The 12,385-nt window shown below is 56.3% G+C and carries 11 protein-coding genes and 1 pseudogene; 11 read left to right on the forward strand and 1 reads right to left on the reverse strand.

What is annotated here, in order from left to right; all coding sequences use genetic code 11:
* Positions 1-22 precede the first annotated feature (22 nt).
* The 10 genes and pseudogenes from EV700_RS10495 to EV700_RS10540 all read left to right on the forward strand — a co-directional run bounded on the left by EV700_RS10495 (position 23) and on the right by EV700_RS10540 (position 10,544).
* A complete protein-coding gene (locus tag EV700_RS10495; RefSeq protein WP_130413473.1) occupies positions 23-739 on the forward strand; it encodes an arginyltransferase in 717 nt (238 codons plus the stop codon).
* A 12-nt stretch (positions 740-751) separates the two neighbouring features.
* Positions 752-1,990, forward strand: a complete 1,239-nt coding sequence (locus EV700_RS10500; protein ID WP_130413475.1) for an MgtC/SapB family protein — start codon at positions 752-754, stop codon at positions 1,988-1,990.
* Positions 1,991-2,113: 123 nt separating this feature from the next.
* Positions 2,114-3,208 (forward strand): annotated as a pseudogene (locus tag EV700_RS10505) (CaiB/BaiF CoA transferase family protein); the annotation flags it as partial.
* A gap of 190 nt (positions 3,209-3,398) precedes the next feature.
* Entirely contained in the window at positions 3,399-4,289 is an 891-nt protein-coding gene (locus EV700_RS10510) for an acyltransferase (RefSeq protein ID WP_130413479.1), read from the forward strand.
* Positions 4,290-4,319: 30 nt separating this feature from the next.
* A complete protein-coding gene (locus EV700_RS10515; RefSeq protein ID WP_130413481.1) occupies positions 4,320-7,139 on the forward strand; it encodes a DUF349 domain-containing protein in 2,820 nt (939 codons plus the stop codon).
* Positions 7,140-7,210: 71 nt separating this feature from the next.
* Positions 7,211-8,218, forward strand: a complete 1,008-nt coding sequence (locus tag EV700_RS10520) for a hypothetical protein (protein ID WP_130413483.1) — start codon at positions 7,211-7,213, stop codon at positions 8,216-8,218.
* Positions 8,219-8,324: 106 nt separating this feature from the next.
* Positions 8,325-9,017 carry a septum site-determining protein MinC gene (gene minC / locus EV700_RS10525; protein WP_130413485.1) on the forward strand — a complete coding sequence of 231 codons (693 nt, stop codon included), beginning with the start codon at positions 8,325-8,327 and terminating at the stop codon, positions 9,015-9,017.
* 30 nt (positions 9,018-9,047) lie between these two features.
* Complete coding sequence (minD, locus tag EV700_RS10530; protein WP_130413487.1) at positions 9,048-9,881, forward strand: septum site-determining protein MinD; 834 nt, start codon at positions 9,048-9,050, stop codon at positions 9,879-9,881.
* Positions 9,882-9,884: 3 nt separating this feature from the next.
* Entirely contained in the window at positions 9,885-10,166 is a 282-nt protein-coding gene (minE, locus tag EV700_RS10535) for a cell division topological specificity factor MinE (protein WP_130413489.1), read from the forward strand.
* Positions 10,167-10,247: 81 nt separating this feature from the next.
* Positions 10,248-10,544 (forward strand): PA4642 family protein, encoded by a 297-nt coding sequence (locus EV700_RS10540; RefSeq protein WP_130413491.1) that lies wholly within the window; start codon positions 10,248-10,250, stop codon positions 10,542-10,544.
* Between the two features lie 35 nt (positions 10,545-10,579).
* Here EV700_RS10540 and EV700_RS10545 read toward each other — a convergent pair whose 3' ends face one another.
* Positions 10,580-11,176 (reverse strand): TetR/AcrR family transcriptional regulator, encoded by a 597-nt coding sequence (locus EV700_RS10545; RefSeq protein ID WP_130413493.1) that lies wholly within the window; start codon positions 11,174-11,176, stop codon positions 10,580-10,582.
* A gap of 166 nt (positions 11,177-11,342) precedes the next feature.
* On the opposite strand from EV700_RS10545, the gene EV700_RS10550 reads away from it, so the two are divergent.
* On the forward strand, positions 11,343-12,383 hold the full coding sequence (locus EV700_RS10550) for a DUF2804 domain-containing protein (protein ID WP_165391423.1): 1,041 nt from the start codon (positions 11,343-11,345) through the stop codon (positions 12,381-12,383).
* Positions 12,384-12,385 lie beyond the last annotated feature (2 nt).

Raw genomic sequence — 12,385 nt, forward strand, 5'->3', positions numbered from 1 at the left:
AACAAGAATCAGGAATACCGCGATGACGGCTTCATCGGGCATCAAATTTTTCAGCACGCCGCCGCATGCGTGCAGTTATCTGGACGACCGCAAGGCAATCACGTTGTTTGCCGATCCTCAGGCGCCCATGAATAGCACGCTTTATGGTCAGCTCTCGCTGTACGGGTTCCGCCGCAGCGGCAACTATATCTATCGACCGCAATGCCAGGATTGTCAGGCCTGTATCCCTGTACGCATTCCGGTTGATGCTTTTGAGCCCAACCGCCAGCAACGCAAGACGAGAATGCGTAATGCTGATGTTGAAATCACTTCAGTTAACGCGAACTTCGTTCAGGAACATTATGATTTATATGCAAAATATATTCATATAAGGCATGCGGACGGTGATATGTTCCCTCCGTCCATTGCCCAGTATGTTTCTTTCCTTTTTTCCGATTGGTGCAATACGCGGCTGGTGGAGTTCCGGCATGACGGGAAACTGCTGGCGGTCGCGGTCTGTGATTTCCTGCGCAACGGGCTTTCAGCGGTGTACACTTTCTACGACCCCGAGGAAGAAAAGCGGAGTCTCGGTACGCTGGCGGTTCTCTGGCAAATCGGTGAAGCAATCCGGCTGGGCTTGCCCTATGTGTACTTGGGCTACTGGGTGCAGGAAAGCCCCAAGATGGCTTACAAGACCCGCTTCCAGCCGTTGGAGGCTTTCATGTATCAGCGCTGGCAGGAGCTGCCTCCCGACGCCTGACGAAGTGAGCGCATGGATATTCATACCTTTCAGATCCTAGCGGTAGCCATCGGCCTTGGCCTGCTGGTCGGCCTTCAGCGTGAGCGGGCCGCGGCGGAAGTTGCCGGGATCCGCACTTTTCCCCTGATTACGGTTTCCGGAACCCTGAGCGGATTGTTGGCCGAACATTTCGGCGGCTGGATCCTGGGCGCGGGCATCGCTTCCATGACGGCGCTGGTGATCAGCGCCAGCATCATCAAGCAGCGCAAGTCCTACGACCCCGGCCTGACGACGGAGGTTGCCGGTCTGGTCATGTATTGCCTGGGTGCCTATCTTTGCATCGGTAGCATGGGGATCGCCGTGGTATTGGGCGGTCTGGTCGCTGTTTTGTTGCAGTTGAAAGACTACCTTCATGAGTCCGTGCGCAAGATGGGCGATCATGATATCCACGCCATCATGCGTTTCACCGCCATTGCCCTGGTGATCCTGCCGCTGTTGCCCGATGAGAACTTTGGCCCGTACAGCGTGCTCAATCCTTTTGATATCTGGCGAATGGTGGTCATCATTGTCGGAATCAGCCTGTTTGGTTACGCCGCTTACAAGCTTTTCCGGGAAACGGCCGGCACGCTCTTGGCCGGACTGATTGGCGGTCTTATTTCCAGTACGGCAACCACCGTGTCCTATGCCCGTCGCACCAAAGGGGCTCCCGAAGCCAGTTCGCTGGCGGCGCTTGCCATCATGCTGGCGTCTACCGTGGCTTTTTTGCGAATCACGCTCGTGTTCACCGTCATCGCCCCCAAACAGGCTGTCGCCCTCACCCCGCCCTTACTGGTGATGTTCCTGCTGATGTCGGTCATTTCCGCCCTGATGTATTTTCAACGCAGCGGCGAAGCGACCGAAATGCCTGAGCAGGAAAATCCGACTGAACTTGGCAGCGCTATTTTCTTCGGGGCGCTGTATGCCGGGATTCTGCTGGCGGTGGCCGCTACCCGTGATTATCTGGGCGAAAGCGGTTTGTACCTGATCGCCACGATCTCCGGATTGACGGATGTAGATGCCATCACCCTCTCCACCGGCCGTCTGGTAAGTCAGACCCTGCTGGAGCCTGAAACCGGCTGGCGACTGGTGCTGACGGCCGCCATTTCCAACCTGGCCTTCAAAGCTGCCGCCACGGCCATCCTTGGCGATCGCAGCCTCTTCAAGCGTATCGGCGTCGCCTTCGGAATGGCTTCTGTCGGCGGCCTGGCCCTGATCCTGGCCTGGCCTGCCTGATTCAAAAGCTGCATTTCCCTCTCCGCTAAAAATACCGAGCAAGCGATAGCTTTTTCGCGCTAACTCTTTTATCGTATGCCAAACATTTTGGACGCTTGTACAACAAACTGACGAGGCATGACGATGACTGCACTGGCTGGATTGAAAGTTCTGGATTTTACGGGCCTGCTGCCCGGTCCTTTCGGCACCCGCGTGCTGGCGGATATGGGCGCAATGGTGTTGCGTGTGGAAGCCCCGACCCGGCCGGACATGGTCCGGATCATGCCTCCGTTCGACAGTAACGGCCTGTCATCCTGCCATGCCAGCCTGAACCGGAATAAAAGCGGTATCGCGATTGACCTGAAGACAGCGGAAGGCATCGAGATCGTGCGCAATCTGGTGAAGGAATACGACATTGTGGTGGAGCAATTCCGTCCCGGCGTCATGTCGCGGCTAGGGATCGGCTACGAGGAATTGAAAGTCATCAATCCGAAACTGATTTACTGCGCCATTACCGGCTATGGCCAGAACGGCATCTACAAGAACCGCGCGGGTCACGATCTGAACTATCTGGCCATTGCGGGCATCATGGATTACACCGGTCGTCAGGATGCAGGCCCTCTGCCCTTGCCGATTCAGGCCGCCGATATCACTGGCGGGCTTTATGCGGTCAACGGTATTCTGGCGGCAGTCATTCATCGCATGAAAACCGGCGAGGGTCAGTTTGTGGATGTTTCATTGACGGACGCTGCGTTCAGCCTGCAGGCCCTGACAGCCCCGCCCGCCCTGGTCGGCAATGACCAGCCCAAGCCGGAAACGGATGGCCTGAATGGCGGCTCGTTCTATGACTGCTACCGCACCTCGGACAGCCGTTTCCTCAGCATTGCCGGATTGGAGCCCCAATTCTTCTCGGGTTTCTGCATGGCGATCGGCCAGCCGGAACTGATTCCGCTCGGTATCAGCAAGGATCCGGCCACGGTGCATCAGGTCAAGACCGCCATTCGCGATATCATCCTGCAAAAGACGCTGGCGGAATGGAATACCCTGTTCTCGGCCATGGATGTCTGTGTTGAGCCCGTACTGACCTTTGCCGAAGCCTGCGAACATCCGCAGATCAAGGCGCGCAATATGGTAGTGGATGTCCCCATGGCCAATGGCGAAACGCAGCGGCAGATCGGCTGCCCGGTCGTTTTCAGCGCCACTCCCGTTCAGTACATCCTGTCCGGCGGACATTTGGGCGCCGAAAGCGATATCGTTTTGCAAGGTCAGGGCTATTCGACCGATCAGGTGGCTGATCTGAAAAAGCGCGGTGTAATCGCCTGACGCCAGACGGTTATGACCTCTGGCAGTGCGAGGGTTGCGGCCCCATCCGCAACCCCATACCATACTGTTCTTTGCACGCACTGCCGGAGTGCCAAACGGGGACGTCATGCTGGGATTCCTGCCTGCGCCGATTCTGGGGCTAGTAACGCTAACACTGCTGATTATCAATACAGCCATACATGCCGGACTGATCACCGTCGGCATGCCGCTGAAGGTGTTTCTTCCCCATTGGAACAAGCCGCTGACCCGATTTTTCATCCTGGTGGCGGAAAACTGGGCTGTCCTGAACAAGAAGCTGATGCAACTGCTGCCTCCCATCGAATGGCACGTGGATATTCCGGAAGAACTTGATTATCGCAGCAACTATTTTCTGGTCAGTAACCACCAAAGCTGGATTGACGTGATTGTCCTGTTTTCGGTATTCAGCAAGCGCATTCCCTTCATCCGTTTTTTCACCAAGCAGGAATTACTGTGGATTCCCCTGTTGGGCATGGCGCTGGTGGCGATGGATTTCCCCTTCATGAAGCGCTATTCCAAGGACTTTCTGGCCAGAAAGCCGCATCTGCGCGGTAAGGATATTGAAACCACGCGCAACTCCTGCACCCGGATCAGCCGCCACCCTTTCGCCATTCTCAATTTCCTTGAAGGAACACGGTACACCCCTGAAAAACACCGTCGGCAGGACTCGCCCTATATTCATTTGCTCAAACCCAAGTCAGCCGGCGTCGCTTTCGCTTTCGCCGCTCTGGGTCCGGAAATGAAAAATCTGCTCGATGTGACCATTCTTTACCCCGAAGGCCGTCCAAGTTTCGTCGACTTCTGGTCAGGACGTGTCAGGCGGGTTATTGTATCCACCAAGATCAGGTCGATTCCGGTTGCCTATACACAAGGCGATTACGAAAACGATCCGATATTCCGCGAAGAGTTTCAGGGATGGATATCCCGCATCTGGCAGGAAAAAGACTTGCTGATGAGCGACCTTAATCAGCGGACCTGACAATAACTAACGAATAATCAAGGCGTTACTATGGGTATTGCAGATATTTTCAAGCGCTGGCTGGGGCTGTCCGACGCTAAACCGCAACCAACACCCGTCAAGCCGTCCGGCCGCACCCCGCCTCCTCCCAAAAGTGCGCCCCGCCCTGATCTCAAAGAGTTGGCCAAGACCAAGGAAGCCCAGCAGCGTCAGAATGCGCTTCAGTCGACGGCCAATGTCGGTCAGCTGATCCAGAAGCATCGAATGAGCGGCGCGGCCGCCCGTAAAACGATTGAACAGCGCTTGGGCGAACTGCTGGTCGTCGATAACGGCAATCCGGATTTTTTCAAGCTTCAGGATATTGACCGCTTACAGGCCTTCGCCCTGTTCGGCGCCACGCCTGAAATCCGCGAAAAAGCCCTGTCGCATATTGACGATCAGAATGTGCTCGCCTCGATTGTCAGCGAGCACCCCAGTTCACGCATCCGCCAGCTGGCTGCCGCCCAGATTACTGATGAAACCCTGCTGGGTTTCGCCGCTGACGCCATCCGCCACAAGGACAAGGGTCTGTACAAGCAGATTCGCCACCGTCTTGATTCCGTGCATGCCGAAAGCAAGGCTCGCGAACAGCAAACCCGGCATCTGGAAAAACTCTGTCACGATGCCGAAGCACAGAGCCGTATGGCGGTTTCTCCGCTTTATGCCGCCAAACTGATCAGCCTTGAAAAGCAATGGAAGGAAGCCGCGTCCAAGGCCGATTCCGGAATTACCCCGGAACTGCAAACCCGATTTGAGACGGCATTGCAATCCGCCCGTTTTGCCCTGGCGGAGGCAACCCGTGCTTCGGAGGCCGAAGTCAATGCCCGTCAGGAGCAGCATGACATCGTCGATGCGTTGCAGGCCCGGCTGGATGTCCTTGCCGAATCCGAGACCTGGATATCCCACGCTGAATTCCACGGCGTCTTTGCCCAACTTGAAGGGCGCTGGGCTGGAACCCTGCCGGTGGCGGCTCCTGAAAGTGGTCTTCGCCATCGTTACGAAGCGCTGACCAAAGATGCCCGCCAGCTGGATAAGCTGCTGGATCAGGCCGATGCCGTGCAGGGCGAGATAGCCGTTCTGGTTGCTGCGTTGGCCTCGCAACCGGATGACCAAGGCAACCTGAGTCGTTTGGCCGACCTGCTGAAGCCGTTGTCCCTGAACCGGCAATCGCGCGTGCCGCGCTTGCTGAAGACTGCCGCTGCCCTGGTCGAACAGGCGCAATTGCACGCCCCGCGCAAGAAAGCGCCGGCCCGTGCCGAAAAGGCCCAGAAGGCGCCCCGCGATCCCTCTCCGGAATTGCAGGCGTTGCTTGAGCGCTTGGCCGCCCAGGTTCAGGACGGGCATGTGCAGGAGGCCGAAAAGGTCCTCAAGGAAGCCCGGCAACTGGCCAAGAATGAAAAGATTAAAAGTGCTCTCCTCCAGGAACTGGGCGACGAGGTATACAAGCTGAAGGACTGGGCCAAATTCGCCATTATGCCCAAGAAGGAAGAACTGGTGCAGAAGATGACGGCGCTGGTTGATGCGCCTTCCGGCGACCTTTCCGCGCATCAGGAGGCAATCAAGCAGTTGCAGGCCGAATGGAATGCGCTGGGCAAGATGAATACCGAAGCCGAGCGCGCCTTGTGGAAGCAGTTCCAGGATATTGGCCAGAAGGCTTGGGAACCGGTCAAACAGCATCTTGATGAACAGAAGGCTCGCGAGGATGCCAATGCGGTTGCCAGAACAGCGCTCTGTGATGAATTGCAGCAGTATTTGGACAACATGCCGCCGGAAGTGAACTGGCAGCGTCATGTCGCCATTCTGCGCACAGCCCGTGAAGAATGGCAGCGTCACCACCCGGTCAGCGCCAAGGCGCATAAGCCGCTTCAGGCCCGCTTCTCCAGCATTATCAATGCATTGGAAGATAAACTGCAGGCTGAATACCAGCAGCAGGAAGCCCGTAAGCTAGCACTGGTGCAGCAGGCGTCGGCTTTGCTGGATCAGGAGGATATCCGCACCGCTTGCGAAACCGCCAAGCAATTGCAACAGGCCTGGAAGGAAACCGGATCTTGCGGTCATGCCCGCGATCAGAAGCTGTGGGAGGAGTTTCGTCAGCATTGTGACTCGCTCTTTGCCCGTCGCGAAGAGGCCAAGACCCAACACAAGGTCGAAGAGCAGGACATGGTTGATCAGGCATCCCGTTTGCTTGATCAGATTGAAGAGGTAATGGGTTCTGACGACGGCAGCGAAGTTGCCGCCGCCCTGGTGGATGCCTTTGAGTCCTTGAGCCTGAATGTGCCCCGTGAGCAGCAGCAGCAGTTGCGCGCGCGTCTGAGCAGCATCCGCCAGCATCTTGATGTACAGCAGAAATCCGCTCAGAAAGCCGGTTTCCGCACCGATATCCAGTTGCTTGGCAAGCTGATGGAGTTTTGCCAAGCAGCTGAAGAGGCGGTGTTTGCCGGTGAACCTGCCGAACAACAACAAGGTTGGGATGCAGAGAGTCTGCCGACGTCATTTGCCGAAGAGCTGGAAAAGCGCTGGGCCCACCTGCCCCGCACCCAGGACCTGGAGCCAGGCCAGCAGTTGACGCTGTTCAACCAGCATTGCCTGTTGCTGGAAATCCTGCTGGACTTGCCCAGCCCGGCGGAAGAACAGGACTTGCGTGTTTCCCGCCAGATGGCCTTGTTCAAACTGCAGCGCTATCCGAAGACGGCTGAAGAAAAGCAGAAGCTGGTGCGCAAGACCTTGCGAGCCGCCATTGTCTGTCCCTGCCTCCCGGCAACCGAAAAAGTCTACGCCATGGAGCGTTTCGACCGCATCCTCGCCAGCGAAGCCTTCCTTAGCCTGTTTTAACGGTATGGGGTTCCGGTACCTAGTACCGGAACCCCATTCCAGCTCACTCTCATCATTCCCGGATTATACGCATGCCTATCCGCTGGCAAGCGCTCAGACAACACCGCGCCGAAGCTCCCTGGTTAGCGCTTGATTTCTTTGTTCTCCTGCTGATTGCCATCAATTTACTCTGGCTGTTGCTCGATACGCTGTTGCTCAACTCCGGCGCAGGGATGATGGTTCATTGGTATCGCCCCGATATCATCCCGGATTACCGGGCCAACTGGCATCACCTTGCCTTGCTATACGACACGCTGCTGACCGGTTTCCTGATCACCGAACTGCTGCTTCGTTGGGGAATTGCTGTTATCCGGCGTAGTTATCATCGCTGGTTTTTCTACCCTTTCATCCATTGGTATGATGTTCTGGGCATTATTCCCGGCCTTCAGGGCTTGCGATTGCTGCGGCTGGTTTCCATTTTCTATCGTCTCAATCGCATGGGCCTGCTGGTCATCGGCACCGGACTGATCGAGACCGTCCAAAAATACTACAGTGTCATCCTGGAAGAGATTTCCGACCGCATCGTGGTCAATGTACTGGATGGCGTGCAACGGGAAATCCGCTCGGGAGGCCCGGTTTCCGGCCAGGTGCGCGAGCGCATTCTTGACCCTCATCGCGAGGTGCTGGTGCAGTGGGTTTCGCGTCAGCTCAGTCATGTTGCCGCGCACAGCTATGCCAAACACGAACAGGCGCTGGCCGTATATCTTGAAGACGTCACCGCTGAAGCCATACGGGAAAACCCCGAATGGCAGGCGCTTCGACGCCGCTTGCCGCTGATTGGCGGCCGTCTCGAACTCGAAATTCAGGAAATGGCCGGAAGTCTGGTCAACGGCATTGCCTCCCGCATCATCAGCGATCTGGGACAGCCTGATAACCCTGCCCTGGAAGTCATGGCGGGGTCGCTTTACGATAATTTCACCCGCCCCGATCCCGAGGTGACGCAGGCTATCGAGCAAATCGCCCTCGAAGCCATTGACCTGGTCAAGGCGCAGGTAAGCGTCCAGCAATGGAAGCGTGACGAAGCGTCAGCAAAATCGTAAAAGGGTGTTCCGGAATGCTTGTTTTGGCAGGCAACTCGCAGTATCTTGCGCCTTTCGATTCGAATGCCCCGGCTACAGGGGCGCATATACCAAGACGACTATACCTATGGAAGAACAACGGGCCTTGCGCTTGATGGGTCGCATACTGACCCTTTCCCGGCTTAGAGTACAATCCGCTGACACCCAGGCCATTATTGAAGACCTGACCCAGCTGACCGTTGAAAACCCCAATCTCAAACAGGGTCTTCCCGTCATCATCGAATCGCAGATTGATCTTGATCTGTCGTGGCTGGTTAAAATACTGCGCAAGACCGGTTTGCAGGTGCTGGGCGTTTCGGACGGCATCCTGACTGCCCAGGCCTCGGCGCTGGAACTGCCGATCCTGCCTCCGGACCATACGCAGCCGCGCAACGTCAAGCCTGCCACTCCGGCGGCGAAACCCAATACGCCCGCCCCTGTATCCCTGCCTGCGCGCATCATTACGGACCCTGTCCGCTCCGGCCAGCAGATTTACGCTGAACGCAGTGACCTTATCGTCATGGCGCCGGTCAGCCCGGGAGCCGAACTGATTGCCGACGGTTGCATCCATGTTTACAACACCTTGCGTGGGCGCGCCATCGCAGGCGCAGCGGGAAATCCGGGTGCCCGCATCTTCTGCAAGAAAATGGAAGCGGAATTGCTGGCCATTGCCGGCGTCTACATGGTGTCGGAACAAATTCCGACACAATTGCACGGCAAGGGTGTGCAGTGCTGGCTGTCGGAAGACAGTCATTTAGAGATAGAATCGCTCGATTATTAACACCACCTTTATGTTGGGGGAAATGGAACCGTGGCCAAAGATAAAGCCAAAGCCAAAGCCAAAGTCATCGTCGTTACCTCGGGTAAGGGCGGCGTCGGCAAAACCACTACCAGCGCCTCGTTCGCTACCGGGCTGGCGCGCCGTGGTTACAAGACCGTCGTCATTGATTTTGACGTGGGTCTTCGTAACCTCGACCTGATCATGGGTTGCGAGCGCCGGGTGGTGTTCGACTTCGTGAACGTGATCCACAATGAAGCCCGCATCCAGCAAGCGCTGATCAAGGACAAGAATCTTGAAAACCTGTATGTCCTGGCCGCTTCCCAGACTCGTGACAAGGACGCTCTCACCCAGGACGGCGTTGAACGTGTCCTGAATGAACTGAAGAATGACTTCGACTTCATTATCTGCGACTCTCCCGCCGGTATCGAAAAGGGTGCGCATCTGGCCATGTATTTTGCTGATGAGGCCCTGATTGTCACCAACCCCGAAGTATCATCGGTGCGTGACTCTGACCGCGTGCTGGGCCTGCTGGCCAGCAAAACGCAGAAGGTCGAGTCAGGCCAAGGCCGTCTGAAGGAACATCTGGTGCTGACCCGCTACAATCCCAAGCGTGTCGAGCAGGGTGAGATGATGTCTGTGGATGATGTCAAGGAAATCCTGTCCATTGAACTGTTGGGCGCCATTCCGGAATCTCCGGCCGTGCTGACCTCCTCCAACGACGGTTCGCCAGTCATTAACGATCAGGAAAGCGACGCCGGCAAGGCTTACGACGACTTGGTCGCCCGTTTCCTGGGCGAGGACCGCCCGCATCGTTTCATGAACGTAGAGAAGAAGGGATTGCTCGCCTGGTTGCTGGGGAGTTAAGTCATGGCTTGGTTTGATAGCCTTTTTGGCACCGACAAAAAAAATACGGCCTCCAAAGCCAAGGAGCGCCTGATGGTCGTGGTCGCCACCCAGCGTGGAGACCGTGACAGTTCAGGCGCGTCGTACCTGCCGAAGCTGCGCGAGGAAATCCTTGCCGTTGTGCGCAAGTATATTCAGGTGCCTGACAGCGCCGTGGATATCAAGCAGCAGAAAAAGGATGGCATGGAAGTCCTGGAAATGGACATCACCCTCCCCGACGAAAACGGCATTCAGCCCAAGCTCTGAATGCTTCAAGGCCCGTCATCATTGACGGGCCTTCGTTTTTTATCGCAGAATTCCCGCCTCGTTTAATCCGGAAGCCCACTCATGGCCCTGTCACAACCCGCCCGTTTCGGTGAAGATTGGAGCGACGATCGCGTTCGCGGCTACCTTAATCGTCAGCCGCCCGCTGGCGTCAATGCCGATTTTCATGTCCTGAATACCGCTTACAAGCACATGCGCGCCTATGATTTCGAGCGTTTTATCTGTTTCTTCCTTGAGGAAGGCCGGGACATCAACGCCGTTAACGAGGACGGAAAGACCCTGCTTGATCTCGTCAGGCAGCATCCCATTTCCCTGGACTTCGTGCATATTCTGGAAGACGCGACTCAAAAGGCCGCGTAATCAACAGGCCGGGGAAATCCCTCCGGCCTGCGTCACTATCGGGCGAACATCGCCCAGCAGGCTTCTTCAGCCTGTTCCAATGACTCCCGGCTCAAGCTCAGATAGCCGTTATAGGCCGCCTTTCGCACCCCCACGAACGCCCCCCAGATCAGGGCCATCAGCACGCCCGGTTCGATGGCCCGCGCCGTACCTTTCGCCCTCGCCTCCACACAAAAGTGCCAAATTGGCAGCAACACCTGTAATTCAATTTGACGGCTCTCGTCATCAAGATAGGGCAAATGATCCTGCATCTCCAAAAAATGGAACTCCTGGGGATATATATCCGCAAAACGCGTCAGTCGCTCCCAGAACTGATGGAACAGCGTGCGCGCCGGTAAGGCAAAATCAAAACCGCCTTCCATCAGGGTGTCACGCAAAATGGATTTGGCGCGACGGAACACAGCATTGACCAGCTCTTCCTTGCTGGCGAAATACCGGTAGATCGTTCCGGTGCCGACATCCGCCAGTTTGGCGACATCCGGTACGGCGGCGCCGTGAAAGCCCTTTTGCGCAAAGAGCGTCAATGCGGCCAGGAGAATGGCATCTTGTTTCTGTTGCTGCTTGGCAGGTAAAGGCGATGCGCCTGTGTTCATGACGTCAATTTCCAGTTCATGAATGAATATTCATTCATGTATTGCGCCGTTTTTAGTGAGAAATGTCAAGTCGCGCCGGGTGTCGGCCGGATGGCGCATAAAGGCAATTTTCGCTTTTTTTGCGACTATACTCTTTCTGATCTTGCCACCTGCAGCAGTCCCGACCATGTACCAGCCCCTTGACGCCGAAAGCCCCCTGATCGTGAATGGCAAACCCCGCTTTGGCCATTTTCGAGATTCCCTTCGTCATATCAATCGTGATGACTTCATTTACCGGAATGCGTTCGGCGAGGTTCGCAGCAAGCTGGCCTCATGGGTCGGGAACAAGGACTTTCAATATCTGGGCGGCATGAGCGGCACCCTGATTTTTGGATGTGCGCTGGCTCATTTGCGCTACATGGCTGTGGCCTTTGTTTATGTCTATGACGTCAACACCCGCCAGCTGTGGTCCCGTTCGTGGCGCAGCCCGGTCGGGCTGGGGCTGACACTCGCCTCCAATCCACGTGAGGGCGAATCCCGCTTTCACCTCCCCGGACTGGTCGACATCCGGCTGAATTACCGCAATCAGCCCCGGGAAAAGACACTGGTGATCCATTGCAAGGAGCTGACGTTGGAAGCCCGGCTCGACGAGCAAGACTTTGAGCCGATGTCGTTATGCACCCGTACTGGCTACAGCGGCTTTACCTATGCCTGCAAGGTTGCCGGTCAACCTCTTTATGGTTTCCTGGAACTGAACGGCAAACGGCATGATTTGGCCGAGATCGGAGCCTATGGCCATCATGATTTTTCCTGCGGCTACATGCGGCGCGAAACCTGGTGGAACTGGGCCTGCTTTTCCGGCGTGATACAGGAGGGCCCGCGTAAAGGCCAGCGAATCGGCCTGAATGTTTCCGCGGGAGTCAACGAAACCGGCTTCAGTGAAAACTGCTTCTGGCTCAACGGTAAATTGATCCCCCTGCATTTCACGCGTTTTGACTTTGATCCCGAGAACCCCTTGGAAACCTGGGAAGTTACCGCGGATAACAATACGTTGCGGCTTCGCTTCCAGCCCATGGGCATGCATCGGGAGGTAGTGCGAGCCGGGCTGGTTACCAGTCATTTCCGTCAGGTCTTCGGTGAGTTCAGTGGTTGTATGCTGGTGGATAACGAAGAAATCAGCTTGAATGGGCTTACAGGTTTTGTTGAAGACCAGTACATCAAATGGTGACG

The organism is Fluviicoccus keumensis (assembly GCF_004217445.1).
GTDB classification, from domain to species: domain Bacteria; phylum Pseudomonadota; class Gammaproteobacteria; order Pseudomonadales; family Moraxellaceae; genus Fluviicoccus; species Fluviicoccus keumensis.

Bases quoted from the DNA above. Each gene is read 5' to 3' on its own strand.
- EV700_RS10540 (WP_130413491.1), top strand. From the start codon at position 10,248: ATGGCCCTGTCACAACCCGCCCGTTTCGGTGAAGATTGGAGCGACGAT.
- minC (WP_130413485.1), top strand. From the start codon at position 8,325: ATGGAAGAACAACGGGCCTTGCGCTTGATGGGTCGCATACTGACCCTT.
- EV700_RS10500 (WP_130413475.1), top strand. From the start codon at position 752: ATGGATATTCATACCTTTCAGATCCTAGCGGTAGCCATCGGCCTTGGC.
- EV700_RS10515 (WP_130413481.1), top strand. From the start codon at position 4,320: ATGGGTATTGCAGATATTTTCAAGCGCTGGCTGGGGCTGTCCGACGCT.
- EV700_RS10510 (WP_130413479.1), top strand. From the start codon at position 3,399: ATGCTGGGATTCCTGCCTGCGCCGATTCTGGGGCTAGTAACGCTAACA.
- EV700_RS10550 (WP_165391423.1), top strand. From the start codon at position 11,343: ATGTACCAGCCCCTTGACGCCGAAAGCCCCCTGATCGTGAATGGCAAA.
- EV700_RS10545 (WP_130413493.1), bottom strand. From the start codon at position 11,176: ATGAACACAGGCGCATCGCCTTTACCTGCCAAGCAGCAACAGAAACAA.
- EV700_RS10520 (WP_130413483.1), top strand. From the start codon at position 7,211: ATGCCTATCCGCTGGCAAGCGCTCAGACAACACCGCGCCGAAGCTCCC.
- minE (WP_130413489.1), top strand. From the start codon at position 9,885: ATGGCTTGGTTTGATAGCCTTTTTGGCACCGACAAAAAAAATACGGCC.
- EV700_RS10495 (WP_130413473.1), top strand. From the start codon at position 23: ATGACGGCTTCATCGGGCATCAAATTTTTCAGCACGCCGCCGCATGCG.